Raw genomic sequence first — 25,601 nt, 5'->3', positions numbered from 1 at the left:
AAACTTTAACCGGCATGTTCGCTTAGAAATGGGGGTCTTTCGCCGGTATTTCCACACTAAACTGAATAGTTCGGTTCACTTTTTTTCGCAAGACCCGCCTGTAACCCGGCAAATGTGTAGATTCCGGCACTTGGCTTGGCCGTGGCGGCGGGGTATGACATGGCGCTAGAAAGCAGGACAGACAGCCTGGGGGCAGGGATGAGCGACACCGACAGTTTCATTGATGAGGTCACCGAAGAGGTGCGCCGGGACCGTATGTACCTGTTGATGCGCCGTTGGGGCTGGGTCGGTGTTGTTGCTGTAATTGCCATTGTTGGCGGCGCCGCATTCAACGAATACCGTAAGGCCCGCGATGCAAGCCAGGCCGAGGCGTTGGGGGATGCGATTCTGGCCGCGTTGGCCGAAAACGGGTCAACCGAAAGGGCTGAAGGCCTGCAGTCGATCCAGCATGAGGCAGCCGGCGGCGATGCGGTGGTGAACATGCTGCTGTCGGCGTCGCAGTTCGAGGCCGGTTCGACCGAAGATGCAGTGAACAGCCTGAATTCCATCGCCACGCAAGGCGAACTGCCCGAAATCTATCGGGCCATCGCAAGCTTCAAGGCGCTTTTGCTTCAGACCGACAGCCTGTCGGCCGCTGATCGTCGTCAACAGTTTGAGGCGCTGGCAAGTCCGGGCGCACCGTTGCGCCTGCTGGCCGAAGAGCAACTGGCCCTGATAGATGTAGCCGAAGGGGAAACGCAGGCGGCGCTGGATCGTCTGCAGGCCTTGCGACAGGATGCTGAGGCCGGGATTGATCTGCAACAGCGTGCGGCGCAGCTGATCGTGGCGCTGGGGGGCGAGCCCGAACCGGTCGTGGCGCAACAAGGCTGACATCCAATCGTATGACGGCACATACAGGCGAGTTCTGAAGATTATGGTAACACGTTATTTCTCACGCTTTGGAGTGCCGCTTGCGGTGACCGCGCTTGTCGTCCTCAGCGGATGTGAAGAACCCGAGGAAATTCTGCCCGGCGTGCGCGAGGATGTGCGCCCGGTTATCGACAATGAGGCTGTCGAAACGCGTGGGGCGAAACCCATCAGCCTTCCGGCCCCGACCCGAAATGCCGAGTGGGCGCAAAGCGCCGGGACGCCCGCGTTCCGTACAACCAACGCAGCGCTCAGCAAGGCACCGCAGCGTATTTGGTCCAGATCTATCGGAGCAGGCGATAGCCGCAAGCAGCGGATTACCGCTGACCCGGTCGTGGCGGGCGGATTGATCTACACGTTGGATTCAGGGGCAAATGTCACGGCCGTCACGCCGCAGGGACAAGTCGCCTGGACCACGAATCTGATCCCTCAGAATGAGAAAGAAGGCGATGCCACTGGCGGCGGTTTGGCCTATTCGGGGGGCGTTCTCTATGTCTCGTCCGGGTTTGGCCGCCTGTCTGCGCTGGATGCCAAAAGTGGGGCGTTGAAATGGCAAAAGCGCCTGAACGCCACTGGCAGTGGTGCGCCTATGGTCAGCGACGGTTTGTTGTATCTGGTGGCCGGGGATCAGACCGGATGGGCCGTAAACACAGATGATGGGCGCATAGCGTGGCAGATCAGCGGCACGCCCAGTGTTGGTAACGTTCTGGGGGCGCCCGCTCCGGTTCTGGCGTCAGACCTTGCGGTTTTTGCCTTCGGGTCCGGGGACATCGCCGCCACATTCCGCCGAGGCGGCATTCGACGCTGGAACGCTTCGGTTGCGGGCGGACGACGAGGGCGTGCAGCCGCGCAGATTGTGGATGTCACCGCCGGGCCGATGGTGGTGGGCAACACGATCTACATTGGCAACCATTCCGGACGCACCGTAGCCTTTGACGCCGGGTCGGGGGATCGGAACTGGACCGCTCTGGAAGGCGCGGTAGATACGGTCTGGCCTGCGGGAAACAGCATTTTCCTGATCAGCGACCGCAGCCAACTGGTACGCCTGGATGCGGCGGATGGATCGATTGTCTGGGCGGTGGATTTGCCCGGCTTCGTCAAGGACAAGCCAAATCGACGTGGCCCAATCTTTGCCCATTACGGGCCGATTTTGGCCGGAGGTCAGATCGTTATCGCCTCAAACGACGGTTTCGTGCGGTTTTTCAACCCGGTGGATGGGACGCTGGTGGGGCGCGCTGACGTGCCCGGCGGTGCCACAACGGCACCGGTTGTGGCGGGACAGACGCTGTATGTCGTATCGACCAAAGGCGAACTGCACGCTTTCCGTTGACGACAAGATGCGCTAAAGGGCGCATCTTGAGTCTTGAAAGATTGGTATCATGTCGCTGACCCTCGCCATTGTGGGGCGCCCGAATGTGGGCAAATCCACCCTGTTCAACCGCCTTGTGGGCAAACGTCTGGCCTTGGTCGACGACCAGCCCGGCGTGACGCGTGACCTGCGCGAGGGCGAAGGGCGGTTGGGCGATCTGCGCTTTACCGTGATCGACACGGCGGGCCTTGAGGACGCGACTGATGACAGCCTGCAAGGCCGGATGCGCCGCCTGACCGAGCGTGCGGTGGATATGGCCGATGTCTGCCTGTTCATGATCGACGCGCGCGTTGGCCTGACGCCGACCGATGAGATGTTCGCCGAGATCCTGCGCAAACGTTCGAAGCATGTGATCTTGGCCGCCAACAAGGCCGAGGGAAACGCGGCGGATGCGGGTGTGCTTGAAGCCTATAATCTGGGTCTCGGCGAACCCGTGCGCCTGTCGGGCGAGCATGGGGAGGGGATGACGGACCTCTATGCGCAGCTGATGCCATTGGCGGACGCGGCGGAGGAGCAGGCTGTCGATGACACCCCGAAAACCGATATTGAACTGGATGAGGATGGCGAGGGCGAAGCGCCTCTGATCACCGCGGACAAACCTCTGCAAGTGGCTGTGGTGGGGCGTCCGAACGCGGGTAAATCCACGCTGATCAACAAGATCATCGGCGAAGACCGCCTGCTGACCGGGCCTGAGGCCGGAATCACCCGCGACGCGATCAGCCTGCGCATCGACTGGGCCAGCCCTGAGGGCGACAGCACCCCGATGCGGATCTTTGATACCGCCGGGATGCGCAAAAAGGCCAAGGTGCAGGAGAAGCTGGAAAAGCTCTCGGTCTCGGATGGTCTGCGCGCGGTGAAATTTGCCGAGGTTGTGGTGGTCCTTCTGGATGCCGCGATTCCGTTTGAACAACAGGACCTGCGCATCGCCGATCTGGCCGAGCGTGAGGGCCGCGCCGTGGTCGTTGCCGTCAACAAATGGGACGTCGAGGACAACAAGCAGGAAAAGCTGCGCGATCTGAAAGAGTCCTTTGAACGGCTGCTGCCGCAATTGCGCGGCGCTCCGCTGATCACCGTTTCGGCCAAGACGGGCCGGGGGCTGGAACGTCTGCGCGCCGCGATCCTGCGCGCCCATGACGTCTGGAACCGCCGTGTGCCGACGGCGGCGTTGAACCGTTGGCTGACGGCGATGCTGGAACAGCACCCGCCGCCCGCGCCGCAGGGCCGCCGGATCAAGCTGCGTTACATGACCCAAGCCAAGACCCGCCCGCCGGGGTTCGTGGTGATGTGCTCGCATCCCGACAAGATGCCTGAAAGCTATAACCGCTATCTGGTCAACGGCCTGCGCGAGGATTTTGACATGCCGGGCACCCCGATCCGGCTGACGCTGCGCGGGCAGGGGGACAAGAACCCCTACAAAGGACGGCGCAAGAAAAACGCGGGCGCCCTGGCTAAACATCTCAAAGGACGCGCGTAACTGCGCTAATTTTCAGCATTTTCAGACAGGGGGCGTGACAGCCCCCGTTCCCCGCGCTAGCATTCAGCCGTGTGCATTTGTTTTCGCACATACCTTGTTTGCGGCTTGTCCGCATATCATTCTGAGATACGACATAACCTGACCACCCTGGGGAGCGGGCGTGATGGATCTGAGGGAATATACACGACAATACGCGGTACAGGACAACCGGCTGGCCGCGCTCAGCTATTTCGCAACTTTTGCGGTGTATTTCGCATCGCTGACTCTGGCGATCGTCTATGTGGATCGCTGGTATGTCATGATCCCGGCTGGGGTCGTTTTTGCCTTCTCTGCCGTGCGTCTCTACGTGCTGCAGCACGATTGCGGGCACCACTCTCTGTTCGAGACGCGCGCGCAGAATGAATGGGCGGGCCACGGCCTGTCGCCGTTCACCTTTGCGCCGTTTGAGGTGATGAAGCAGAACCACAACCTGCATCATTCCGGAATCGGTAATCTCGAGCACCGCGAAACCGGCGAAATCCATACGATGACGCTGCGCGAATGGGATGAGGCCGACTGGAAAACCCGTTTTTTTTACAGGCTTTACAGGAACCCGTTCATTCTGGTGCCCGTGGGGGCGCTGTTTACGTATTTCATCCGCTATCGCTGGCCTAAAAATACGGTACGGTTTGGCGCAACCGGCGTGATCCTGCATAACCTTTCGATCATCGTATTCCTTGGTCTGCTCTACCTGATTGCGGGTACCACTGGCGTCCTGGTGTGGCTGGCGTTTTCCTTTCTGGGCGGCATGCTTGGGGTATTCCTTGTCTATCTGCAGCACAATTTCGAGGACACGTATTGGGACCGGCGACCGGACCTCGATCCACAACTGGCAGCTTTGCAGGGTTCCTCAGCGCTGGATTTTGGATGGTGGTTCGACAATGCGGTGGCCTGCATCACCTTGCATGACATCCATCACTTTAACGCCCGCATTCCGTCATATCGTTTGCGCGCATGCCACTATAATTTGCCACCCGAATACACACCGCGCCGGATCAAGTTTCCCGAGGCGGTGACGGCGCTGAGCCTGAAACTTTGGGACGAGGACGCCAAGCGGTTGGTTCCTTTCCCGAAAAAGAATCATTCCGTTGATCTGGCTCATAGCAATTAAGCGACCTGATCGATAAGATTTGCAGCACTGTATATGCCGTGCGCAGACAGGTTGCCATTGGGACAAGGAAAGGACAGAAAATGACCGCTGTGACCGACGTAAAAGGCGTAGGAGAGGCGCTTGGAAAAGCGCTGAGTGCCAATGGCTTCAAAACGGCAGAATCCATCGCCAAAGCAAGTCCGAACGATCTGGTCAAGGTGCCCCGAATTGGAATGGCGCGTGCGGCTGTACTGATCGCGGCGGCGAAAGAAACCTGCGCGGCGAAACCTGCGACACCCGCGCGAACAGCCCGCAAGCCAGCGCCCCGCAAGCCGGCGCGCAAGACCATAGCGGCCGCAGCGGCCGAGAAACGCGCAGAAGAAGCGGCGCGCAAAGCGGCTGAAGAAAAGGCGGCCGCCGAAGCAGCCGCGGCAAAAGCCAAGAAAAAGGCCAAGGCCAAAGCAAAAGCGGAAAAAGCCGCCAAGAAACGTGCTGAGATGGAGGCCGTGTTCTCAAGTGCTAAGGAAAAGGTAAAAGCCAAGGCCAAGAAGGGTAAAAAGCCCAAGAAAGACAACAAGAAGAAAGCCGAAAAGAAAAAGGACGACAAAAAGAAAGACAAGTCCAAGGATAAGAAGAAAGACAAGAAAAAGGCGAAGAAGTAACCCTTCCTCGCCCTTGGTCATTCGGGTCCGGCGCGGTCCAGCCCGCGCCGGATTTCTTATGCCAGCGTGCCATCCAATTGCAGGGTCTGCTTGCCGCCCAGATAAGGGCCCAGAACGTCCGGCAGGGTCACGGTGCCATCAGCATTCTGGCCGTTTTCCAGAACGGCGATCAGACAGCGGCCCACCGCCAGGCCCGAACCGTTCAGCGTATGCACGTATTCGGGCTTGCCGCCCGCTTCTGGACGGAACCGCGCGTTCATGCGGCGAGCCTGAAACGCACCGGTGGTCGAGACCGAACTGATCTCGCGATAGGCGTCCTGACCGGGCAACCACGCCTCGATGTCAAAGGTGCGGCGCGCGCCAAAACCCATATCGCCGGTGCACAAGATCACTGTGCGGTAGGGAATACCCAATTGCTCCAGCAGGTCTTCGGCACAGCGCAGCATGCGCTTTTGTTCATCGTCCGACTTGTCCGGATGCGTGACCGAGACCATCTCGACCTTTTCGAACTGGTGCTGGCGCAACATTCCGGCGGTGTCCTTGCCGGCGCTGCCCGCCTCGGACCGGAAACAGACCGTGTGGGCGGTCATGCGGATGGGCAGCGCGGCCTCCTCCAGAATGTCGCCTGCGACCGAATAGGTCAGCGTGACCTCGGAGGTGGGGATCAGCCACCATCCATTGGTCGTCTGATAGCTGTCATCACCGAATTTGGGCAGTTTGTCTGTGCCGTACATGGCCTCATCGCGCACCAGAACAGGGGTCTGCGTTTCGGTCAGGCCGTTCTTGTCGATATGCGTGTCCAGCATGAACTGCGCCAGCGCCCGGTGAATGCGGGCAACGCCCTTGGATAGGTTCACGAACCGGCTGCCGCTGGATTTGGCGGCCGTTTCGAAATCCATCGCGGCGGCAACAGCGGGGATTTCGTAGTGTTCCTTCGGAGCAAAATCGAAGGCGCGTGGCGTGCCCCAGCGGTTGACTTCGACATTGTCATCCTCGTCGGCGCCTTCAGGCACATCATCGGCGGGCAGGTTGGCAATGCGCGCCAGTTGATCTGTCAGCAGCGCATCCAGATCCTTGGCCTCGTTCTGCATCCGCGCGATCTCGGCCTTTTTCTCGGCGACCAAGGCGCGTAGGCGTTCGAACTCGGCCTCATCACCGCGGCCCTTGGCGGCACCGACCTCTTTGCTGGCCTTGTTCTGTTCGGCCTGCGCGGTTTCGGCGGCCAGAATCTTGGCCCTGCGGCTTTCGTCCAGCCTCAGCAGGTCTGACGACACCGGCGCGTCCCCACGGCGCGCAAGAGCGGCGTCGAAGGCGGCAGGGTTTTCGCGAATGGCGCGGATGTCGTGCATGTCTCAGATCCTTGAATGCGTGAATCACTGAAACCGCTTATGCACCATCTGACAGGCAGGGTGTAGCGCCGGTTACGACTTATCGGCATCCTCGTGAGATTCATGCGCCAGATGTCCATCCCAGTCTTCAGCCGGGATCTTCGGCTCGGGCGGGTCAGCCATGTAGGATGGCGTCATGATCTGCACATTGTTCTCATTGAACACGGCCACGATATTGCGATGCAGATCTGATCGGATTTTCGGAATGATGCTGCCACGCGTGGTGTAACCGTTGATCTGATAGTTGATCGCGTAATCGGCCAAGGCAGTCCACAGAACAAAGGGTTCGGGCTTGGCTTTGATCCCTTTGGTGCGGCGTGCGGCTTCGATCAGCATGGCCTCGACCTTCTCGGGGGGTTCTTCATAGCCAATCCCGACCGTCGTATGCAGCAACAGCCCGCTGCCATCGGTTTTCTTCGAGAAGTTCACCACATCCGAATTCATCAACTGTGCGTTGGGGATCGAGATCAGCTCATTCTTGATCGATTTCAGATGCGTCTCCATCAGCTTGATCTGCACCACATCGCCGATATGGTCGCCGATCTGGATGCGATCCCCGATCGAGGTCGAGCGGCGGTAGATCACAAAAAGCCCTGCCAGCATGTTCGACACGACCGAGTTCGCGCCCAGCGACAGCATCGCGCCTACCAGAATGGTCAGCCCCTGAAACGCCGCCGAATCCGAGCCTGGGATGTATGGGACCGCAAACACCAACGCAATTAGAATGACAACGACGCGCGCGATATTGAATGTCGGGTTCACCCAATGGCTTTCAAAATCTCGCATCTCGAAAGTGCCGGCCTCGACCGCATCAAAGAACACGCGCATCCCTTTGATGACATACAGGGTCACCCATGTGATGAGGGCCAACATGATCAGGTTGGGGATATAGCTTATGACGCCCTTGAAAATCACCAGTACCGGTTCGGTCAGGTAGGTCAGCAGCAATTGCGCGAAATACCGGGTTTCGGCAAAGGACAGAAGAACGAAGGACAGGTAGTAGTAAAAGCCCAGAAAGAAGATCACCAAAAGAATAAAGTTGAGGCCATAACGGACCAGGGCGGCAATCGCCTCGGCCTGAACGCTTTTGGCTGTGGCTGTTTCGACATCTTTCAGGTGGCGGCTCACAAATCGCAGCGTGCGTCGCCGAATACGACGGTGCAGCCAAAAGATGACAACAACAAACAGAGCAAACCCGACCGTCCAGGCGATCGCCTCAATGGTCCCTGAAACCAGAGCCTCCTCTGTTCGGTTGGCGCGATAGGCCACAATGGCTTCTTCAATGGCGGTTCCGTGCAGAACGCTGAGGACATCCAGTTGCATCTGGTCCAGTTCCGCATCGGCGTCGGTGACCAGCGAAACCTGCGTGCCATTGACCAGGATCATCGTTCCCAGTTCGGTCTCTTGATAGGTGATGGTCACGCCCGGCGCATCGGATGCTTCGGCCGCGGCAATGATGTTGTTCTGAACGTTTTCGGCGCGCTCTGGTGCGGGCAGGGCGCTGGAGCCACGCAAAAAGAAAAGAGTTTCGCCATCGACGATGACCGGAGCCTTGAAACTGTCCGATTCCTCTTCCAGCTCTGCCGCAGGATTGGTTGCGTCCTGAGCGAAGGCGGAGAAAGCGAACATCCCAAGCCACAAAGCGATGGCCAACAGGCGTATTGTCAGACCGGGATACTGGCGAATGTGCGTCATTGGATCTCCTGCCGCCCAACTATATCGACGCAAACACGTGTTCATAGGACTTAACTGCAACGCCTGGCCAATTCTTTGATCATTATATGGCATTCGGCGAAAAAACCTGCCCTGCCATTCCTTGCAAACAGGCAGTTCAAAGAATAGGTTCTCGCAAAATTGGCGGAGCCCTTCCGCAACAGCAAACCAAAAGGAATATCCCATGGAAGGTGGCGCTATCGCCCAGTTTCTCCCGCTGATCCTGATTTTCGCGATCATGTATTTTCTGCTGATCCGTCCGCAGCAGAAAAAGATGAAGGAACATCAGGCCATGGTCGAGGCCGTGCGCCGCGGCGATCAGATCGTCACGCAGGGCGGGCTGATCGGCAAAGTCTCGAAGGTCAAGGAAGGCGAAACCGAGGTCGAGGTGGAAATCGCCGACGGCGTCAAGGTTCGTGTGGTCAAAGCCACCATTGCGCAGGTTCTGAACAAAACTGAACCCGCGAAGTAACTTCGCGCCACAATTCCTTGAAAAGGCAGGGTAATGCTGCAAATTGACACCTGGAAGCGGGTTCTGATCTGGTCGGTCTGTGTGATCGGCCTGCTCTTGGCCCTGCCGAATGCGTTTTATACGCGAGTCGAGCAATCGAACGATGCCAAAGCGGCGATCGAGCTTGGCATTGACACCCCCGAGATGCAGGCCGAGGCTGCGCAATGGCCGAACTGGCTGCCATCTTCGCTTGTTAATCTGGGCCTCGATTTGCGTGGTGGTGCGCATCTGCTGGCCGAGGTTCGGGTCGCCGATGTATACGAATCCCGCATGGATGCGATGTGGCCGGAAATCCGTGACGCGTTGCGTGATGAACGGGCGACTGTGGGCACTATCCGCCGTCAGGACTCGGCCCCGGATGAGATTCGCGTCCGCATCAGCCAGCCCGAGGGCATGTCACGCGCGCTGGAAGTGGTGCGCGGACTGGCTCGGCAGGTACAGACGCTGACCGGCGTCGGTGCAACCGACATCGAAGCCCGCGCCGACGGCGATACAATTGTCGTGCAACTCTCCGAAGCCGAGAAACTGGCCTCGGATGATCGTACTGTGCGCCAGTCACTGGAAATCATTCGCCGCCGTATCGACGAGGTCGGCACGCGTGAACCGACCATTCAGCGGCAGGGAACGGATCGTATCCTGATTCAGGTGCCCGGCATTGGCAGCGCGGGTGAGTTGAAAGAGATCATTGGAACCACGGCGCAGCTGACCTTCAACCCGGTCGTCTCGCGCGGAACCGACCCCGACGCGGTACCCGGCATCGGGCAAGAGGTCGTCCCTTCGATTGACGAAAACGGCGTGTATTACATCATCGAGTCTGCCCCCGTCGTCACCGGCGAAGAACTGGTCGACGCGCAGCCCTCTTTCGATCAGAACGGTCGCCCGGCCGTCAGCTTCCGATTCAACACGTCCGGCGCACGTAAATTTGGCGATTACACGCTGGAAAATATCGGCGCGCCTTTTGCCATCGTTCTGGATGACGAAGTGATCTCGGCCCCCGTGATCCAAAGCCATATTCCCGGCGGGTCGGGAATCATCACCGGTAATTTCACCGTCGAGGAAAGCACCAATCTGGCCGTCCTGCTGCGCGCGGGCGCGCTGCCGGCGGGTCTGGAATTCCTCGAAGAACGCACCATCGGCCCGGAACTTGGGCAGGACAGCATTGATGCGGGTAAGGTTGCAACCCTAGTGGCCTTTGCCGCGGTGCTGGTCTTCATGGCACTCAGCTATGGCCTGTTTGGTTTGTTTGCCAATATTGCTCTGATCCTGAACGTCGGTCTGCTGTTCGGCCTGCTGTCACTGATCGGGGCCACGCTGACCCTGCCGGGCATCGCCGGGATCGTTCTGACGGTCGGCATGGCGGTGGACGCAAATGTGCTGATCTTCGAGCGTATCCGCGAGGAGCTGAAATCTGCCAGAGGGCCAGCCCGTGCGATTGAACTGGGCTATGAAAAGGCGTTGTCGGCCATTCTGGACGCCAACGTCACCACTTTCATCACCGCGACGATCCTGTTTGCCATGGGCAGTGGCCCGGTGCGGGGCTTTGCCATCACTCTGGGCCTGGGCATCCTGACCTCGGTCTTCACCGCGATCTTCGTGACGCGTCTGATGATCGTGATCTGGTTCGAACGCCGCCGTCCGAAAACGATCGAGGTTTGACATGAGACTGAAACTCGTACCGCAAAACACCTCGTTCGATTTCTTCAGCCGCTGGAAAGTCTGGCTGGGCATCTCGGGCCTGATGATGGTGATCGCCTTCACTTCGTTCCTGCTGCAGGGGCTGAACTTCGGCATCGACTTCCGGGGAGGGACCACGATCCGGACCCAATCCGCGCAGGAAATCGACATCGGCGCTTATCGCGATGCGATTACTCCGCTGGAACTGGGCGATGTGACCATCACCGAAATCTTTGACCCGACCTTCGGCGAAGACGAAAACGTCGCGATGATCCGCATTCAGGCGCAGGCCGACGCCGAGGCCGTCTCGGCCGCGACCGTCACTGCGGTCGAGCAAGCCCTGCAGGGGGCGGTGCCTGACATCCAGTTCGTGTCCGTCGAATCCGTCGGTCCCAAAGTCTCGGGAGAACTGATCCAGACCGCCGTCATCGCAGTGGCGTTGGCCATCGGAGCGGTCCTGGTGTACATCTGGCTACGGTTTGAATGGCAGTTCGCGCTTGGCGCAGTCGCCGCTCTGGTCCATGACGTAATTCTGACCATTGGCATCTTCTCGGAGCTGCAAATCCGGTTCGACCTGGCCATTATCGCGGCCCTTCTGACTATTGTCGGCTATTCGCTGAACGACACCGTGGTTGTCTTTGACCGCGTGCGCGAGAACCTGCGGAAGTACAAGAAGAAAGACCTCAAAGAGGTTCTCAACATCTCGATCAACGAAACGCTCAGCCGAACGGTGATGACCTCGGTCACCACGCTGCTTGCACTGATTTCGCTCTATGTGTTGGGCGGAGACGTCATCCGTGGCTTTGTGTTCGCGATGATCTGGGGGGTGATTGTGGGCACCTATTCGTCGGTCTTTGTGGCCTCGACCATCCTGCTGTGGCTGGGGGTCAAACGCGACTGGTCTAAACCGTCGAATACGGCGGGCAACCAGTTTGCAAACATCGACGCCTGAATTTTTTGGCCAGTCCCCCACGGGACTGGCCATGATCTTATTGGCGGCCTTTCTCGGCGGTATTGTGCGGGGTTTTTCAGGCTTTGGAACAGCACTGATCTTTCTGCCCATCGCAACGCCGTTCCTGGGCCCGTTCGGCGCCCTGATCGGCTTGACGATCATGGACATCTTCGGCCCCTTGCCAAATCTGCGCCGCGCATGGCGTGAGGTGAACCGGGGTGATCTGTTCCGCCTGCTTGCGGGATGCGCGCTGGTTCTGCCAGTTGGTCTCTGGGTCCTGACGCGGGTCGATGCGGATGTATTTCGATATGCCGTCAGCCTGCTTGCGATGGTCATGCTGGCCATTCTCATCCTTGGCCTGCGCTATCATGGCCATGTCGGCCGGGCGATGGTGGCAGGCATCGGAGGTGCTGCGGGGTTTCTGGGCGGTGCGGCAGGTCTGCCGGGTCCGGCGGTGATTCTGTTCTACATGTCCCGTCCGCTGCCAGTGGCGGTGATCCGTGCGACAATCCTGCTGTTTCTGTTCGCCTTCGATTTCCTGCTGCTTGGCTATCTCAGCGGCATGGGCCGCACAACATTGCCGGCTGTTCTTCTGGGTTTGGTTCTGGCGGTGCCCAATCTGGCTGGGAACTGGCTTGGCGGCTGGATGTTTCGACCTGAACAGGAGAAACTCTACCGCGCTGCCGCTTATCTGGCGATTGCGCTTGCCGCCTTGTCGGGCCTGCCCCTTTGGGGCTAAGAACGCCCTATGCGGCTGAATGAGATCACATACACCAACGCAACCCCGGTTGACGGCTATGGCCCCGGCTTCTTCCGCATCGGCGGCAAACTGTATAACGGGCAGGTTCTAACCGGTCCGTCGGGGACTGCCCCGTGGGGCGGATACACAGATATCGAACCGCTGCTGCAATTGGCCGCGCATGTAGACGTTCTGCTCATTGGAACCGGTGCGGAACTCCACCACATCCCGCCCACGCTGCGCAACAAGCTGGAACAGGCAGGCATTGGCGTCGAGATCATGAATTCCCCCGCCGCATGCCGCACTTACAATGTGCTGCTCTCCGAAGGCCGCCGCATCGCGCTCGCCCTGATCCCGGTCTGAATATCCGCCCTTCATCTGGCCACAAATATCCCGGGGAGCGTGAGGGGCTGGCCCCTCACTCCCGCGCCGCCACACAGCCCCACACCACCGCTCTGCGGCAATTCCGACCTTTTGCCCGCATCCACAATCCGCTAAGCGGGCATCATGACTCTGACTGTTACCGACCTGGCCATTGCCCGTGGCGGCATCCCCGTCCTCGAAGGGCTCAGCTTTTCGCTCAGCGCCGGGCGGGCGTTGATACTGCGTGGCCCGAACGGGATCGGCAAAACCACTCTGCTGCGCACGCTGGCTGGTCTGCAACCGCCACTGGCGGGGCACATCGAAGGGGCCGAAGATCAGATTGCCTATGCCTCGCATTCCGACGGCCTGAAACCTACATTGACCGTTGTTGAAAATCTCAGCTTCTGGGCCTCGGTGTTCGGTACCAACGATATCCAGCCCGCGCTGGATGTCTTTGCCCTGAACGATCTGGCGGATCGCCATGCCGGTAACCTTTCTGCCGGGCAGAAACGCCGCCTCGGTCTGGCGCGGATGCTGGTCACAGGTCGTCCGATCTGGATGCTTGACGAGCCCACAGTCTCGCTGGACAAAAACGCGGTGCAAATGTTCGCTGACGCTGTCCGCGCGCATCTGGGGCAAGATGGCGCGGCCCTGATTGCAACTCATATCGACCTTGGTCTGGACGGAGAGGTTCTGGATGTCGGCCCCAACAAGGCCAAACCCAAACCCATCGAAGATTTCGACGGAGGCTTCCTGTGATCGCCCTGCTGCTGCGCGACCTGAAACTGGCCTTCCGCGCGGGCGGGGGGTTTGGTCTGGGGTTGGCTTTCTTCCTGATCGTCACCGTTCTGGTGCCCTTCTCAGTCGGCCCGCAATCCTCGCTGCTGTCGACCATCGCGCCGGGTGTTTTGTGGCTGGGCGCTTTGCTGGCCTGCCTGTTGTCGCTTGACCGTCTGTTGGCGCTCGACTGGGAGGACGGATCGCTCGATCTTCTGGCCACCGCGCCCCTGCCGCTTGAGGCGGTCGTGACCATCAAGGCGCTGGCCCACTGGCTCACCACGGGCTTGCCACTGGTGCTGGCGGCCCCTTTTCTGGGAGTGCTGCTGAACCTGCCCGTGCCCGGCTTCTCGTGGCTCGTCATGTCGCTATTGATTGGCACTCCAGCCATGAGCGTCATTGGCACGTTCGGTGCTGCTCTCACCGTGGGGCTGAAGCGCGGAGGTCTTCTGCTGTCGCTGCTGGTGCTGCCACTCTATGTTCCAACCCTGATCTACGGGGCCGAGGTCGCCCGACGCGGCGCGACCGGGATGGAAACCCAGACCCCGCTGCTGATGCTGGCCGGGATCACCGCCGCCACAATCGCCTTGCTGCCCTTTGCCAGCGCCGCTGTTCTGCGCATCAACCTTCGGTGACGTCTCCAAACTTTGACCGATGTCAATTGAGAACACACCCGACTCGGACTAGATAAGGCCCATGTCTATCGCAGCCAAAGCCAACGCCCTCTGGGAATACGCCAACCCGCGCAAGTTCCTTGCCACCAGTGAACGGGTCATGCCGTTCTTCTGGATCACGTCGCTTGCCTGCATCATTGTCGGGTTGGTCTGGGGCTTCTTCTTTACCCCGGATGACTACAAGCAGGGCTCGACGGTCAAGATCATCTATCTGCATGTTCCATCCGCGCTGATGGCGATCAATTGCTGGCTGATGATGCTGGCAACGTCTCTGGTCTGGCTGGTCCGCCGCCACCATGTCAGTGCTCTGGCGGCACGCGCCGCGGCCCCCATCGGCATCGTCATGACGCTGATCGCACTGGCTACCGGCGCGATCTGGGGGCAACCCATGTGGGGCACCTGGTGGGAATGGGACCCGCGCCTGACGTCTTTCCTGATTCTGTTTCTGTTCTATCTGGGCTATGTCGCCCTGTGGGAGGCCATCGAAGACCCAGATACCGCTGCGGACCTGACCTCGGTCCTGTGTCTGGTCGGCTCGGTCTTTGCCATCCTCAGCCGCTATGCGGTCAACTTCTGGAATCAGGGCCTGCATCAGGGCGCATCCGTGATGCGCGCCGCCGCCGTCACCGGAGCGGATACCGAAGAAAAAGTCAGCAACATCTATTTCTATCCGCTGCTGCTGTGCATCATCGGATTCGTCTTGCTGTTTGTCGCGCTGGTCCTGTATCGCACCGGGACGGAGATCCGCGCCCGCCGCATCAAGGCGCTGCTTGCACGTGAAAGGGTAAACGGATGATCCCCGATCTTGGAAAATACGCAGACACAGTTCTTTGGTCCTATGTTGTCTCCATCGGGTTGCTGTTGGCCTTGATTCTGTTCAGCGTCGCAAAAGGCCGAAAGGTGCGGGCCGAGATGGAGCAGATTGAAAGCCGGATGACGACCAATGGCTAAAATCTCGCCCCTGATGATTGCTCCACCGCTGATTTTCGGCGCATTCGCGGTCCTGGCCGGGATCGGCATGTTCCGTGAGGACCCAAACGCGCTGCCGTCGGCGCGCGAAGGTCAGCCCGCGCCGCCGGTTATGCTGACGGAATTTCAGGGCAAACCGAATTTCGACGATGCCACCCTGAGGGACGGCGAGGTCAAGCTGGTCAACTACTGGGCCAGCTGGTGCGCGCCCTGCCGCGTCGAGCACCCCAACCTGCAGGCATTGTCGGACGAGGGCATCCCTGTTTACGGCATCAACTACAAAGACAAGCTCGACAATGCCGAAGGCTTCCTGACCGAGCTCGGCGATCCCTATAAAGGCATCGGACGGGATGAACAGGGCCGCATGGGGCTTGACTGGGGCGTTTATGGCGTGCCCGAAACCTACGTGATCGACGGTGAGGGTACGATCCTTTTGCGCTTTGCCGGGCCGATCACGCAGCGCGTCATCGAAAGCACGATTCGCCCGGCGCTTGAGAAAGCCGCAGGCGGCTCATAAACGATAGCCACCGGTGACGGCCAGTACCTCACCGGTGATGAACGACGCTGCATCCGATGCCAGAAACCTGACCACCTTCGCAATATCGTCGGGTTCGCCTGCACGACCCAGGGCCGTATCCTTGACGAAAAGCTCAGTCAGTTCCTCGGAACGCGGTGCTTCGGGAATGTTGATCGCACCCGGCGCGACCGCGTTCACACGTATTCCGGCGGACCCCAACTCTTTGGCCATGGCGCAGGTCCATAAGTTCAGCGCGGCTTTGCTGGCCCCATAAGTGGCCGCTCCCAAAGGTGGCAACACCGCATTCATCGAGGAAATGCTGACAATCGCAGCCCCGCGTTGCAGATGTGGCAATGCTGCCGCTAAAAGGGCCGCTGGTGCAAGCAGGTTCAGATCCAGAATCGCCCGATGCGCCTCAGCCTGAAAATCCTCTTTCGGGGTCGACTGGACCAATCCCGCATTGTTCACGATCACATCCAGCCGCCCGAACCGCTCCATCACCTGCTCAACCACCGCCGCAGGCTGATCCGCTTCGGTCAGGTCCGAGCGGATTGCCAGCACGTCAGGCTGTAACATCTTCGTGTCCGGCCGCGTAGAAAGCCACGAGAAAGCAACATGATGATCACGGCGCAAATCTTCAACGATCGCGCGGCCAATACCGCGCGCGCCACCCGTTACCAATGCCACCTTATCCATGACCACCTTCCGCTTGCAGCAAATCCGGATTGCGACGAAACTTCAACTTCTTCTGTTCAAAAATACCTCGGAGCGCGAGGCAGAGCCTCGCAAAAAGAAAGGACGCCCAAAGGCGTCCCCTCAAACTTCGCATGTTGCGCTGTCTCAGCCTGCCTTGGCGAGGTTACGCAGCACGTAATGCAGCACACCACCGTTTTCGATATATTCGATCTCGGGCGCGGTATCGATGCGGCACTTCAGGGTGATGGTTTTCTCGGTCCCATCACCATAGACGATGGTGCAGGGCACTTCCTGCAGCGGCTGGATCGTGTCGAGCCCGTGGATCGAGACTGTCTCGTCTCCGGTCAGACCCAGCGACTTGCGCGTGTCATCGCCGGTGAACTCGAACGGGATCACGCCCATGCCCACCAGGTTCGAGCGGTGGATACGCTCAAAGCTCTCGGCGATCACCGCCTTGACGCCCAGCAGAGCGGTCCCTTTGGCGGCCCAGTCACGCGACGAGCCCGCGCCGTACTGTTCGCCGCCAAAGACGACCAGCGGAATGCCCTGTTCCTGATAGGCCATCGACGCCTCGTAGACCGAGGTCTGCGTGCCATCGGGGCCCTTGGTGTAACCACCCTCGACACCGTCCAGCATCTCGTTCTTCACGCGGATATTGGCGAAGGTGCCGCGCATCATGATCTCGTGATTGCCACGGCGCGAACCATATGAGTTGAACTCGCGCGGCTGAACCTGACGATCGGTCAGATATTTGCCCGCAGGCGTGGTGGTCGCGAAAGACCCGGCAGGTGAGATGTGGTCTGTGGTGATCATATCACCGAGTATTAGAAGAACCTTGGCCCCGTCGATATTCGAGATCGTGCCCGGCTCGGGGCTCATACCCTGGAAATAGGGCGGGTTCTGGATATAGGTCGAGGTCGGCGGCCAGTCATAGGTTTCCTGCTGCGGAACATCGACGTTCTGCCATTTCTCGTCGCCTTTGAAGACATCGGCATATTTCGACTGGAACGCCTCGCGGGTCACGGTTGCCTCGACCAGTTCGGCGACTTCCTGAGCGGTGGGCCAGATGTCTTTCATGAAGACATCGTTGCCGTCCTTGTCCTGACCAATCGGTTCCGAGGTCAGATCGATATCCATCGTACCGGCTAGTGCATAAACCACAACCAGCGGCGGTGAGGCCAGATAGTTGGCGCGCACGTCCGGCGAAATCCGACCTTCAAAGTTGCGGTTACCCGACAGCACCGACGTGGCAACCAGATCGCCCTCGGCAATCGCTTCGGACAGTTCGGCCTGAATGGGGCCCGAGTTACCGATGCAGGTGGTGCAGCCGTAGCCCACAAGGTTAAAGCCAACCTTGTCCAGATCTTCCTGCAGGCCTGCGGCTTCCAAGTAGGCGCTTACAACCTGCGAACCCGGTGCCAGAGAGGTCTTGACCCAGGGCTGACGGTTCAGGCCCAAAGCAGCCGCTTTGCGCGCCACCAGACCGGCCCCGATCATCACATAGGGGTTCGACGTGTTGGTGCAGGATGTGATCGAGGCGATCACGACCTTGCCCGACTCCATTGTATAGTCCTCGCCTTTGACGGCGACTTCCTTACCCATGGGACGCTTGAAGGTCTCTTCCATCTCTTTGGTGAACGCGGCCTTGGCGTTGGTCAGCGCAACATAGTCCTGCGGGCGTTTCGGGCCCGAAATCGCGGGAACGATGGTGCCCATATCCAGAGACAGCGTGTCGGTATAGATCGGCGCATAGTCCGCGCCACGCCAGAAGCCGTTCTCTTTGGCATAGGCTTCGACCAGCGCGATACGATCCTCGTCGCGGCCGGTGTTGCGCATGTAGCGCAGGGTCTCGCCGTCGATGGGGAAGAAGCCACAGGTCGCGCCGTATTCGGGGGCCATGTTGGCGATGGTGGCACGGTCGGCCAGCGGCAGACGGTCCAGACCTTCGCCGTAGAATTCGACGAACTTGCCCACAACGCCTTTTTCGCGCAGCATCTCGACGACCTTCAGAACAAGGTCAGTACCAGTGGTGCCTTCGACCAGATCGCCAGTCAGTTCAAAGCCCACAACCTCGGGGATCAGCATCGAGATCGGCTGACCCAGCATCGCGGCTTCAGCCTCGATCCCGCCGACGCCCCAGCCCAGAACAGCCATGCCGTTGACCATGGTGGTGTGGCTGTCGGTGCCGACCAGCGTGTCGGGATAGGCGACTTCTTCGCCGCTCTGATCGGTGTCGGTCCAGACGGTCTGGGCCAGATATTCAAGGTTCACCTGATGGCAGATGCCGGTGCCGGGGGGCACAACGCGGAAGTTGTTGAACGCGTTCTGGCCCCATTTCAGGAACTGGTAACGCTCCATGTTGCGCTCATACTCGCGGTCCACGTTCATCTGGAAGGCGCGCGGGTTGCCAAACTCGTCGATCATGACCGAATGGTCGATGACCAGATCGACCGGGTTCAGCGGGTTGATCTTCTGCGCGTCGCCGCCCAGACCCTTGATCCCGTCGCGCATCGCAGCAAGGTCAACAACCGCCGGAACGCCGGTGAAATCCTGCATCAACACGCGGGCAGGGCGGTAGGCGATCTCACGCGGGTTCTTACCGCCATTCGCGCCCCATTCGGCAAAGGCCTTGATGTCGTCGACCGAGACCGAAAAGCCGTCATCCTCGAACCGCAGCATATTCTCCAGCACCACTTTCAGCGCGGCGGGCAGGTTTGAGAAATCACCCAGACCGGCCTCTTGCGCGGCGGGGATCGAGTAATAGGAAATGGACTTGCCATTCACGCTCAGGCTGCGGCGTGTCTTGGCGGTATCCTGTCCGACTTTGATGGGCATCTGTGGCCTCCCTCTCAAATGACGTGGAATATGGGATTCGCTGAGGGGTATCTGCATGACGTTGGCCTTCGGTTCAAGGTCCAACAGGCTACCTGCGGCAATTTTTGTATACCATTGCACACATTTTTGTAAAAATCCGCGATTTGCGTCTCAAGAAACCTTGATTGGTGGGTGAAGCGCCAACCGTTTAAATTGTCTTCATCACCCATCACACCGAGTCCGTACATGTTTAAAACTGCCACAATTGCTGTTCTTTCTCTTTTCCTTGCCACCTCGGCGCAGGCCGAATCCGATCCCGTTGTGATCGAGCTGTTTACCTCGCAGGGATGTTCGTCCTGCCCGCCAGCTGACCGTATGATGCATGATCTTGCCCAGCGCGAGGATGTGATCGGGCTGGCGTTGCATGTCGATTATTGGGATTACATCGGATGGAAGGACGAATACGCCAAGCCATCCCACACGAACCGTCAGCGCGCCTATGCGCGAGAAGGCGGTCGGTCGATGATCTACACCCCTCAAATGGTCATCAACGGACAGCAGGACGTTGTCGGGGCCAAAGCGCTTGAGCTAGAGCAACTGATCAACGCACATCTGACCGCCGCGCCCGAAGCCGAAGTCAGCGCCTCGTTAACCGGGGATGAGGTCACGGTGGACGTGTCACCGGTCGAACTGCCCGAGGGGGCAGTGTATGACGTGCGTGTCGTTCAGTATTCACCGATGCGCCACGCCTCGATCCGGCGCGGAGAGCTGGCGGGTTATGATCTGGACTATGCCAATGTCGTCGAAAACTGGCAGGTCGCGGGTCAATGGGACGGAGTTGCCCCTCAGACCTTCACCGCATCGCTGCCGTCGGATTTGCCTGCTGTTGTGTTGGTACAGCGGGTTGGCCACGGGCCAATCGTGGCCGCAACACGGGTGAAATGATCAGGGCATGTCCTCGGGCTGCACGCCCAGTTTTTTCCAAGCTTTCCACCGGCGGTGGATCCAGAACCATTGACCCATATTCTGACGTACCATCGATTCCAGGTCGTCATTTGTAAACTGGGTCATGGTTTTGGCGTCGGTATGGGGCACGGGATCATGTAGCACGATCTCAAAATCGATCCCGTTGGATTGTCGCACAGCGTAGCACGGAATCAGAACGGCCTTGTATTTCATTGCCAATTCAGCGTTCAGCACGGATGTCACAGCTGGTTTTCCGAAAAAGGTCAGCTCTTCCCCACCATGGGCGTGCAGATCCGAGACGATGGCGATGATTCCACCGCTTTTCAGTGCGCGCACCATTTCCACCATGCCGCGACGGCCCTGTTCGAACATCGGTTTGCCCGTGCGATGGAAGGCGTCCACATACATGTCGTTGAAGTAAGGGTTGGCCATCCGGCGGTAAAGACACCCGATGGGTTTGCCGCTGCGGGATTGCAGGGCGATGCGAGCGGCCAGATAATGCCCAAAATGCGCGGTGATCATCATAAGTGGACGGCCTTCGGCAACCGCTTGATCGAAGGCTGCGACCCCGGGCCCTGACACTTTCGCAGTGCTTTGCCGTTTGGTGAAATCTTCGGGCGAGAAGTGCTCCATAATCGCGCGGCCGGCGTTGTCTGGCACAGCCTTGCAAATCCTGTCCACCTCGTCCTCGGGCAGGTCAGGGCAGGTGAGCTTCAGATTGCGCCGTACCCGTTCGCGAAACCCGACAAGCGGGGCCAGCCAACGCACGACGGCACCCATCGCAGCGATGCGGCGCTCGTAAGGCAGCAGGTGCATGCCACCGATTACACCCTTCAGAAACAAATTGGCGACGTAGTATTTTCCAAGCTCAAATCGGCTCAGCTCCGACTTTTCTGCGGGCATGGGAGGGCTCACCTGGCGTTGTGATTTGCCGGATCAGACATACAGTTCCCGAATTGCGATCTCAAGGGCGAGAAGAAGATGGCAGAAGATCGCAGTACTATTCCGAGGCCGTCTCCTTTTCGATCAGCGTCAGGGCGCCCTCATCCATCAGAGTTCGAATGGCGGCCACGATTTGTGCCATAGCGGCCTCAGCGTCGGATTGTTTGACCTTGCCCCGTTCCGCTATTTCTTCACGCAAATTATCAGCCATTCGCGAAGATATGTTGCCAAGGATATACGCCGCAGCCTCGGCATCTTCGGCAGAGGTGGCACCCGCCAGCGCCGCGACCAGCTGAGGCTGCTCGACACCGCGCAGGATCGCGGGGACATCGCGTGGCTGAATGCGTGAGGGGATGTGGGAAAAGATGAAAATGGATTGCCGGACCGAGTTGGCAAATTCGGCATCTTCCTCATCCAATGCGGTCAGCAGGCCATCACGGGTAGAGGCGGTCGACTGGTTGAGGATCGCACCCACCCGGGCACCTGGTTCTTCCTGAAAGGCCGGAATCGGGCGTTGATCCAGTTGCGCGGCCAGAGACCAGCCAATTCTCTCAACCGCTTCGGGGGTGACATTTGCAGTCTGGGAAATGGCATAAGTGATACGCCGCGCTGTGGGGCCGGGCAAATGGGACAGCAATTGCGCCGCTTTGGCGGTATCCAGTTTAGACAGCATCACCGCCGCAACTTCGGTGCTTTCTGCCAGGGCTATTTCAGCGAGATTTTCGGGTGGAACGTCCTGCAACCTTTGCCAGGGATCGCCGATCTGTCGCACGCCGGCCTGTTTGCGAAGTCGCGCCGCCGTCGTCGGGGCAAGTTTGCTGTCCACCGCATCCAATGCACCGGCAAGACCATGCGGAAAGGCAAGCCCGACACTGTCCAACGCGTCGGCGAATTCCTGAGCGACTGCGGCCAGAGTGACCCGGTCAACCAAGCCCATGTGTCCGAGTTGATGGGTCAACTGTTCCTGCAGTGCGTCGGGTAGTGCTTCCAGCGGGATATCTGCCCCTTCACTTAACAGAAGCCGTACGACCACAGCGGCCTTTTCTTTGCTGTTGAGAAGGCGCGGAACCACATGTGGGTTCGGGTCGGGGGGATCAGTGTTCAAAGCCTGTGCCGGGGATGACATCTGAACAAGTGAGTTTGCGTTTTGCATCTGCCTGTGGTGCCAAGTTTCGCGTCACAGGCAGATTAGCGAGAGTCGGGTAAAGAAACCCTGAACCTCAATAGTTGAACGTCAATCCGGTCCGGATAGCCTCGCGCAGGGAGGCTTCGGCCCATGAGCCTTCGCCGCCTCGGGCCTTGATCTCGCGCCATTGTTCAATGGCCTGATCGGTTTTACCTTCGGTGACAAAGCCCTGACCCATATACGAACGGGCCAGAATGTTGTCGGGATTGGTTTCGATGGCGTTGGTATAGAAAACATTGGCCAACTCAAGCTCACCCATTTTGCGGTAGGTAAAGCCCCAATAGGTCAGCACGCGGTCATCGCTTTGGTCCATAATCCGGAGGATGTCCTGCGCGTTTTCGAACTGGCCGTCATAGGCCAATTCGCGGACCGCATCATACAGCTCGTCCTGCGTGAAATTGGTTTTGTCCGGTTTGACGCACCGTCCCCTGTCAGCATCAAATACACGCCCGAACAGGCACTTCTTAGTCGTGTTAGTGGGCTTAGGCGGGCTGGCCCCTCCACCACCCGCCGCATAGAGGGCAGGGACGAAGGCAAATGCCTGAATGGCAATTGCGGAAACAAGAACGAGACGCATTTTCCTACTCCGTGAACTGGGCTGCTTGAATCAAGCATAGTGTGAACTGATACAAAGCTAACAACCGCAGCCTCGCTTTTATTCACAAGTAGGAAAGTACTATTCAGCTGTTTACGATTTTCGCGCAGCTATGACTGTCAGCGTCCCAATAGGTGCCCGGAGCACAGGATTGAGTTTGCTTATTGTCGTTCCCGCAGGCCATCGCGACCGTGGCCGAGCCTGTCAGCGCCAATGCGCAAAGTAGTGTGCGGATCATCATGGGTCTCCTGTTCGGATGGATGTTTAAATCATATCCGAATATGACCGGTGACGCAAAACCCGCCGGGTCCGGAGCTTAGATTTTTCGTCGAAAAATCTCGGGCGGACCCGGCTGGGTGCGGTAGCTCAATCAGTAGAGTTACGCTCCGAACACGCGTTCGAAAATCGTATCGACATGCTTGGTGTGATAGCCGAGGTCGAATTTCTCTTCGATCTCTTCCGGGCTAAGTGCTGCTGTGACGTCAGGGTCTGCCAGCAGTTCTTCTTTGAAATCGGTGCGATGCTCCCAAACTTTCAACGCATTGCGCTGAACCATGGCATAGGCGTCTTCCCGGCTTACACCAGCCTGGGTCAGGGCCAGCAGGACACGCTGGCTCATGACCAGACCGGGGAACTTGTTCATGTTCTCCATCATGTTCTCGGGGAAGATCAGCATCTTGTCGATCACGCCGGTCAGGCGGGCCAGCGCAAAGTCCAACGTGATCGTGGCATCCGGTCCGATCATGCGTTCGACCGAGGAATGCGAGATATCGCGTTCATGCCAAAGCGCCACGTTCTCCATCGCGGGGATCACGGCTGCGCGGACCATGCGGGCCAGACCTGTCAGGTTCTCGGTCAGGACCGGGTTTTTCTTGTGCGGCATGGCAGATGAGCCTTTCTGGCCCATCGAGAAGAACTCGGCCCCCTCCAGCACCTCGGTCCGCTGCATGTGGCGGATTTCGATGGCGATGTTTTCGATGCTGCTGGCGATGACGCCGAGCGTCGCAAAGAAGGCCGCGTGGCGGTCGCGGGGGATGACCTGCGTGCTGATCGGCTCGGGCACAAGGCCCAGTTGATCGCAGACATGTTCCTCGACGGCCGGGTCGATATTGGCGAATGTACCAACCGCGCCGCTGATCGCTCCGGTGGCAATCTCAGCCCGCGCATCCCGCATGCGGGACAGGTTGCGGTCCATCTCGGCATAGAAGCGTGCAAAGGTCAGGCCCATCGTTGTCGGCTCGGCATGGATGCCGTGGCTGCGGCCGATGCGGACAGTATCCTTATGTTCAATCGCGCGGCGTTTAAGGGCGGCCAGCAGACCTTCGAGGTCCTCGATCAGGATATCCGCAGCGCGAGTCAGCTGGACGTTGAAGCAAGTGTCCAGCACGTCCGACGAGGTCATACCCTGATGCACAAAACGCGCTTCTTCGCTGCCGACATGTTCGGCCAGATGGGTCAGGAAGGCGATGACGTCGTGCTTGGTGACGGCTTCGATCTCGTCAATGCGGGCCACGTCGAATTCCACGTCCTTGGCTTTCCACACCGCCTGCGCGTTTTCACGCGGGATCACGCCCAGATCGGCCATAGCGTCGCAGGCATGCGCCTCGATCTCATACCAGATGCGGAATTTGGTCTGGGGCGACCAGATGGCGACCATATCGGGGCGGGAATAGCGGGGAATCATTGGCGGCAGCACCTTTTTATGGTTGGGATGAGGCGTTGGCGCGGGGTTTAGCCGCGCATGACCAAAGGAACAAGGCGCGAGTTCGGGTATGAGACGGTTTGCCCTGATTTTGGTCCTCTGGCCCGGTGTTTTGGAGGCCGAGGTGTTTCTCCCATTGTCGGGGGACGAGATTCTGTCGGCCTTGTCAGGTCAGAAATTGGGTTATGGTGAAGGCGTCTGGCAAACCTTCGACGCCTCGGGTGTCACGCACTACTTTTCGGGTCGATCAAGTGCCGGTCGCTGGGCGGTTCGAGAGGACCAGTTTTGTTCGCTTTGGCCGCCATCCAACCTATGGGCCTGTTATGACGTACAACAACACGGGTCCGTCGTGCGGTTTGTCGACCGAAATGGTGGCGCAACCAATGGAACCTACGCGGAATGAACCTGCCAACCCGCCTGATCGATTTTGAAGGAGACTGGCACCTGACGCGTGTCATTCGCGACGCACGAGCCGGGCAGGTGGTCGAGGCGACAGGCCTGGCGCGGCTCAGCCGGGCAGGGTATGGTTTGATCTATGATGAAGAGGTAACTCTTCGTATTCCGGGGCAGGCCGAGATGAAAGGCACGCGCCGGTATTTTTGGCGCGATGCTCAAGACCGGATCGCCATTCATTTTGAAGACGAGCGTTATTTTCACGCGCTTAAGCTGGGTCTGGCCGGGGCTTCGGATCACCATGATTGCCCGCCGGACAGTTATGATGCGGTCTATGATTTCTCGGGTTGGCCGCGCTGGACGGTCAGGTGGATTGTGTCGGGGCCCAGAAAATCTTATGAAATGGACACTGAATATCTGCGGCGATAGCGTAATCATCTTGCAGCAACCGTTCTGACAAGGCATTGCTGTCGCAGAATCTTGGGCCGAA

General features: G+C 59.1%; 27 protein-coding genes. 18 read left to right on the top strand and 9 right to left on the bottom strand.

All coding sequences use genetic code 11. The features are described from left to right. Positions 1-198 precede the first annotated feature (198 nt). The 5 genes from ACRZ9X_RS02510 (at position 199) to ACRZ9X_RS02490 (ending at position 5,540) form a co-directional block, all read left to right on the top strand. Entirely contained in the window at positions 199-870 is a 672-nt protein-coding gene (locus tag ACRZ9X_RS02510) for a hypothetical protein (protein ID WP_480515776.1), read from the top strand. A 43-nt stretch (positions 871-913) separates the two neighbouring features. After that, entirely contained in the window at positions 914-2,236 is a 1,323-nt protein-coding gene (locus ACRZ9X_RS02505; RefSeq protein WP_480515775.1) for a PQQ-like beta-propeller repeat protein, read from the top strand. Between the two features lie 49 nt (positions 2,237-2,285). Continuing rightward, a complete protein-coding gene (gene der / locus ACRZ9X_RS02500) occupies positions 2,286-3,749 on the top strand; it encodes a ribosome biogenesis GTPase Der (RefSeq protein WP_480515774.1) in 1,464 nt (487 codons plus the stop codon). Between the two features lie 163 nt (positions 3,750-3,912). Continuing rightward, positions 3,913-4,899, top strand: coding sequence for a fatty acid desaturase (locus ACRZ9X_RS02495; protein WP_480515898.1), 987 nt, complete (start codon positions 3,913-3,915; stop codon positions 4,897-4,899). 80 nt (positions 4,900-4,979) lie between these two features. Beyond that, positions 4,980-5,540: a helix-hairpin-helix domain-containing protein gene (locus ACRZ9X_RS02490; protein ID WP_480515773.1), complete on the top strand. Its 561-nt coding sequence runs from the start codon at positions 4,980-4,982 to the stop codon at positions 5,538-5,540. A 56-nt stretch (positions 5,541-5,596) separates the two neighbouring features. On the opposite strand, the gene serS is transcribed toward ACRZ9X_RS02490, so the two are convergent. Beyond that, the gene (gene serS, locus ACRZ9X_RS02485; protein ID WP_480515772.1) at positions 5,597-6,889 is read right to left on the bottom strand and encodes a serine--tRNA ligase; all 1,293 of its coding nucleotides are present in this window, start codon (positions 6,887-6,889) and stop codon (positions 5,597-5,599) included. 72 nt (positions 6,890-6,961) lie between these two features. Further along, positions 6,962-8,623, bottom strand: a complete 1,662-nt coding sequence (locus tag ACRZ9X_RS02480) for a mechanosensitive ion channel family protein (protein ID WP_480515771.1) — start codon at positions 8,621-8,623, stop codon at positions 6,962-6,964. A gap of 202 nt (positions 8,624-8,825) precedes the next feature. On the opposite strand from ACRZ9X_RS02480, the gene yajC reads away from it, so the two are divergent. The 10 genes from yajC (at position 8,826) to ACRZ9X_RS02430 (ending at position 15,817) form a co-directional block, all read left to right on the top strand. Continuing rightward, the gene (gene yajC / locus ACRZ9X_RS02475; RefSeq protein ID WP_480515770.1) at positions 8,826-9,113 is read left to right on the top strand and encodes a preprotein translocase subunit YajC; all 288 of its coding nucleotides are present in this window, start codon (positions 8,826-8,828) and stop codon (positions 9,111-9,113) included. Between the two features lie 33 nt (positions 9,114-9,146). Next, positions 9,147-10,808, top strand: coding sequence for a protein translocase subunit SecD (secD, locus tag ACRZ9X_RS02470; RefSeq protein ID WP_480515769.1), 1,662 nt, complete (start codon positions 9,147-9,149; stop codon positions 10,806-10,808). A gap of 1 nt (position 10,809) precedes the next feature. Continuing rightward, a complete protein-coding gene (gene secF, locus ACRZ9X_RS02465) occupies positions 10,810-11,778 on the top strand; it encodes a protein translocase subunit SecF (protein ID WP_480515768.1) in 969 nt (322 codons plus the stop codon). 31 nt (positions 11,779-11,809) lie between these two features. Then, positions 11,810-12,517: a TSUP family transporter gene (locus ACRZ9X_RS02460; RefSeq protein WP_480515767.1), complete on the top strand. Its 708-nt coding sequence runs from the start codon at positions 11,810-11,812 to the stop codon at positions 12,515-12,517. A 9-nt stretch (positions 12,518-12,526) separates the two neighbouring features. Continuing rightward, positions 12,527-12,880 carry an Mth938-like domain-containing protein gene (locus ACRZ9X_RS02455; RefSeq protein ID WP_480515766.1) on the top strand — a complete coding sequence of 118 codons (354 nt, stop codon included), beginning with the start codon at positions 12,527-12,529 and terminating at the stop codon, positions 12,878-12,880. A gap of 144 nt (positions 12,881-13,024) precedes the next feature. Continuing rightward, on the top strand, positions 13,025-13,639 hold the full coding sequence (gene ccmA, locus ACRZ9X_RS02450) for a heme ABC exporter ATP-binding protein CcmA (protein ID WP_480515765.1): 615 nt from the start codon (positions 13,025-13,027) through the stop codon (positions 13,637-13,639). Then, positions 13,636-14,292, top strand: a complete 657-nt coding sequence (gene ccmB, locus ACRZ9X_RS02445; RefSeq protein ID WP_480515764.1) for a heme exporter protein CcmB — start codon at positions 13,636-13,638, stop codon at positions 14,290-14,292. Before ccmA ends, ccmB begins: the two co-directional genes overlap by 4 nt. A 61-nt stretch (positions 14,293-14,353) precedes the next feature. Continuing rightward, a complete protein-coding gene (locus tag ACRZ9X_RS02440; protein WP_480515763.1) occupies positions 14,354-15,127 on the top strand; it encodes a heme ABC transporter permease in 774 nt (257 codons plus the stop codon). Further along, complete coding sequence (ccmD, locus tag ACRZ9X_RS02435) at positions 15,124-15,282, top strand: heme exporter protein CcmD (RefSeq protein ID WP_480515762.1); 159 nt, start codon at positions 15,124-15,126, stop codon at positions 15,280-15,282. The genes ACRZ9X_RS02440 and ccmD overlap by 4 nt, the downstream gene beginning before the upstream one ends. Beyond that, on the top strand, positions 15,275-15,817 hold the full coding sequence (locus ACRZ9X_RS02430) for a DsbE family thiol:disulfide interchange protein (protein ID WP_480515761.1): 543 nt from the start codon (positions 15,275-15,277) through the stop codon (positions 15,815-15,817). Before ccmD ends, ACRZ9X_RS02430 begins: the two co-directional genes overlap by 8 nt. Here the strand turns inward: ACRZ9X_RS02430 and ACRZ9X_RS02425 are convergent. Continuing rightward, complete coding sequence (locus tag ACRZ9X_RS02425; protein WP_480515760.1) at positions 15,812-16,513, bottom strand: SDR family NAD(P)-dependent oxidoreductase; 702 nt, start codon at positions 16,511-16,513, stop codon at positions 15,812-15,814. The genes ACRZ9X_RS02430 and ACRZ9X_RS02425 overlap by 6 nt on opposite strands. A 144-nt stretch (positions 16,514-16,657) precedes the next feature. Beyond that, on the bottom strand, positions 16,658-19,348 hold the full coding sequence (gene acnA, locus ACRZ9X_RS02420; RefSeq protein WP_480515759.1) for an aconitate hydratase AcnA: 2,691 nt from the start codon (positions 19,346-19,348) through the stop codon (positions 16,658-16,660). A gap of 225 nt (positions 19,349-19,573) precedes the next feature. Here acnA and ACRZ9X_RS02415 point away from each other — a divergent pair, with 225 nt between their 5' ends. Beyond that, a complete protein-coding gene (locus ACRZ9X_RS02415) occupies positions 19,574-20,272 on the top strand; it encodes a DUF1223 domain-containing protein (RefSeq protein ID WP_480515758.1) in 699 nt (232 codons plus the stop codon). Here ACRZ9X_RS02415 and ACRZ9X_RS02410 read toward each other — a convergent pair whose 3' ends face one another. The 5 genes from ACRZ9X_RS02410 to purB all read right to left on the bottom strand — a co-directional run bounded on the left by ACRZ9X_RS02410 (position 20,273) and on the right by purB (position 24,700). Further along, positions 20,273-21,196, bottom strand: a complete 924-nt coding sequence (locus ACRZ9X_RS02410; RefSeq protein WP_480515757.1) for a lysophospholipid acyltransferase family protein — start codon at positions 21,194-21,196, stop codon at positions 20,273-20,275. Between the two features lie 97 nt (positions 21,197-21,293). Further along, positions 21,294-22,361, bottom strand: a complete 1,068-nt coding sequence (locus tag ACRZ9X_RS02405; protein WP_480515897.1) for a flagellar motor switch protein FliG — start codon at positions 22,359-22,361, stop codon at positions 21,294-21,296. A 94-nt stretch (positions 22,362-22,455) separates the two neighbouring features. Beyond that, complete coding sequence (locus ACRZ9X_RS02400) at positions 22,456-22,998, bottom strand: tetratricopeptide repeat protein (RefSeq protein WP_480515756.1); 543 nt, start codon at positions 22,996-22,998, stop codon at positions 22,456-22,458. Positions 22,999-23,101: 103 nt separating this feature from the next. Continuing rightward, a complete protein-coding gene (locus ACRZ9X_RS02395; protein ID WP_480515755.1) occupies positions 23,102-23,254 on the bottom strand; it encodes a hypothetical protein in 153 nt (50 codons plus the stop codon). A gap of 141 nt (positions 23,255-23,395) precedes the next feature. Beyond that, positions 23,396-24,700, bottom strand: a complete 1,305-nt coding sequence (gene purB, locus ACRZ9X_RS02390; RefSeq protein WP_480515754.1) for an adenylosuccinate lyase — start codon at positions 24,698-24,700, stop codon at positions 23,396-23,398. Positions 24,701-24,788: 88 nt separating this feature from the next. Here purB and ACRZ9X_RS02385 point away from each other — a divergent pair, with 88 nt between their 5' ends. Continuing rightward, entirely contained in the window at positions 24,789-25,121 is a 333-nt protein-coding gene (locus ACRZ9X_RS02385) for a hypothetical protein (RefSeq protein WP_480515753.1), read from the top strand. Then, positions 25,118-25,540, top strand: a complete 423-nt coding sequence (locus tag ACRZ9X_RS02380; RefSeq protein WP_480515752.1) for a DUF6314 family protein — start codon at positions 25,118-25,120, stop codon at positions 25,538-25,540. Before ACRZ9X_RS02385 ends, ACRZ9X_RS02380 begins: the two co-directional genes overlap by 4 nt. Positions 25,541-25,601 lie beyond the last annotated feature (61 nt).

Source organism: Ruegeria sp. AL1 (assembly GCF_056540905.1).
Note: the sequence above shows the minus strand (reverse complement) of the source record. Positions and strands in the feature narration are given on the sequence as shown.

Excerpts from the sequence above, each read along its gene's own strand:
- ACRZ9X_RS02510 (WP_480515776.1), top strand. The coding sequence starts at position 199 with ATGAGCGACACCGACAGTTTCATTGATGAGGTCACCGAAGAGGTGCGC.
- ACRZ9X_RS02505 (WP_480515775.1), top strand. The coding sequence starts at position 914 with ATGGTAACACGTTATTTCTCACGCTTTGGAGTGCCGCTTGCGGTGACC.
- der (WP_480515774.1), top strand. The coding sequence starts at position 2,286 with ATGTCGCTGACCCTCGCCATTGTGGGGCGCCCGAATGTGGGCAAATCC.
- ACRZ9X_RS02495 (WP_480515898.1), top strand. The coding sequence starts at position 3,913 with ATGGATCTGAGGGAATATACACGACAATACGCGGTACAGGACAACCGG.
- ACRZ9X_RS02490 (WP_480515773.1), top strand. The coding sequence starts at position 4,980 with ATGACCGCTGTGACCGACGTAAAAGGCGTAGGAGAGGCGCTTGGAAAA.
- serS (WP_480515772.1), bottom strand. The coding sequence starts at position 6,889 with ATGCACGACATCCGCGCCATTCGCGAAAACCCTGCCGCCTTCGACGCC.
- ACRZ9X_RS02480 (WP_480515771.1), bottom strand. The coding sequence starts at position 8,623 with ATGACGCACATTCGCCAGTATCCCGGTCTGACAATACGCCTGTTGGCC.
- yajC (WP_480515770.1), top strand. The coding sequence starts at position 8,826 with ATGGAAGGTGGCGCTATCGCCCAGTTTCTCCCGCTGATCCTGATTTTC.
- secD (WP_480515769.1), top strand. The coding sequence starts at position 9,147 with ATGCTGCAAATTGACACCTGGAAGCGGGTTCTGATCTGGTCGGTCTGT.
- secF (WP_480515768.1), top strand. The coding sequence starts at position 10,810 with ATGAGACTGAAACTCGTACCGCAAAACACCTCGTTCGATTTCTTCAGC.
- ACRZ9X_RS02460 (WP_480515767.1), top strand. The coding sequence starts at position 11,810 with ATGATCTTATTGGCGGCCTTTCTCGGCGGTATTGTGCGGGGTTTTTCA.
- ACRZ9X_RS02455 (WP_480515766.1), top strand. The coding sequence starts at position 12,527 with ATGCGGCTGAATGAGATCACATACACCAACGCAACCCCGGTTGACGGC.
- ccmA (WP_480515765.1), top strand. The coding sequence starts at position 13,025 with ATGACTCTGACTGTTACCGACCTGGCCATTGCCCGTGGCGGCATCCCC.
- ACRZ9X_RS02440 (WP_480515763.1), top strand. The coding sequence starts at position 14,354 with ATGTCTATCGCAGCCAAAGCCAACGCCCTCTGGGAATACGCCAACCCG.
- ccmD (WP_480515762.1), top strand. The coding sequence starts at position 15,124 with ATGATCCCCGATCTTGGAAAATACGCAGACACAGTTCTTTGGTCCTAT.
- ACRZ9X_RS02430 (WP_480515761.1), top strand. The coding sequence starts at position 15,275 with ATGGCTAAAATCTCGCCCCTGATGATTGCTCCACCGCTGATTTTCGGC.
- ACRZ9X_RS02425 (WP_480515760.1), bottom strand. The coding sequence starts at position 16,513 with ATGGATAAGGTGGCATTGGTAACGGGTGGCGCGCGCGGTATTGGCCGC.
- acnA (WP_480515759.1), bottom strand. The coding sequence starts at position 19,348 with ATGCCCATCAAAGTCGGACAGGATACCGCCAAGACACGCCGCAGCCTG.
- ACRZ9X_RS02415 (WP_480515758.1), top strand. The coding sequence starts at position 19,574 with ATGTTTAAAACTGCCACAATTGCTGTTCTTTCTCTTTTCCTTGCCACC.
- ACRZ9X_RS02410 (WP_480515757.1), bottom strand. The coding sequence starts at position 21,196 with ATGCCCGCAGAAAAGTCGGAGCTGAGCCGATTTGAGCTTGGAAAATAC.
- ACRZ9X_RS02405 (WP_480515897.1), bottom strand. The coding sequence starts at position 22,361 with ATGTCATCCCCGGCACAGGCTTTGAACACTGATCCCCCCGACCCGAAC.
- ACRZ9X_RS02400 (WP_480515756.1), bottom strand. The coding sequence starts at position 22,998 with ATGCGTCTCGTTCTTGTTTCCGCAATTGCCATTCAGGCATTTGCCTTC.
- ACRZ9X_RS02395 (WP_480515755.1), bottom strand. The coding sequence starts at position 23,254 with ATGATCCGCACACTACTTTGCGCATTGGCGCTGACAGGCTCGGCCACG.
- purB (WP_480515754.1), bottom strand. The coding sequence starts at position 24,700 with ATGATTCCCCGCTATTCCCGCCCCGATATGGTCGCCATCTGGTCGCCC.
- ACRZ9X_RS02385 (WP_480515753.1), top strand. The coding sequence starts at position 24,789 with ATGAGACGGTTTGCCCTGATTTTGGTCCTCTGGCCCGGTGTTTTGGAG.
- ACRZ9X_RS02380 (WP_480515752.1), top strand. The coding sequence starts at position 25,118 with ATGAACCTGCCAACCCGCCTGATCGATTTTGAAGGAGACTGGCACCTG.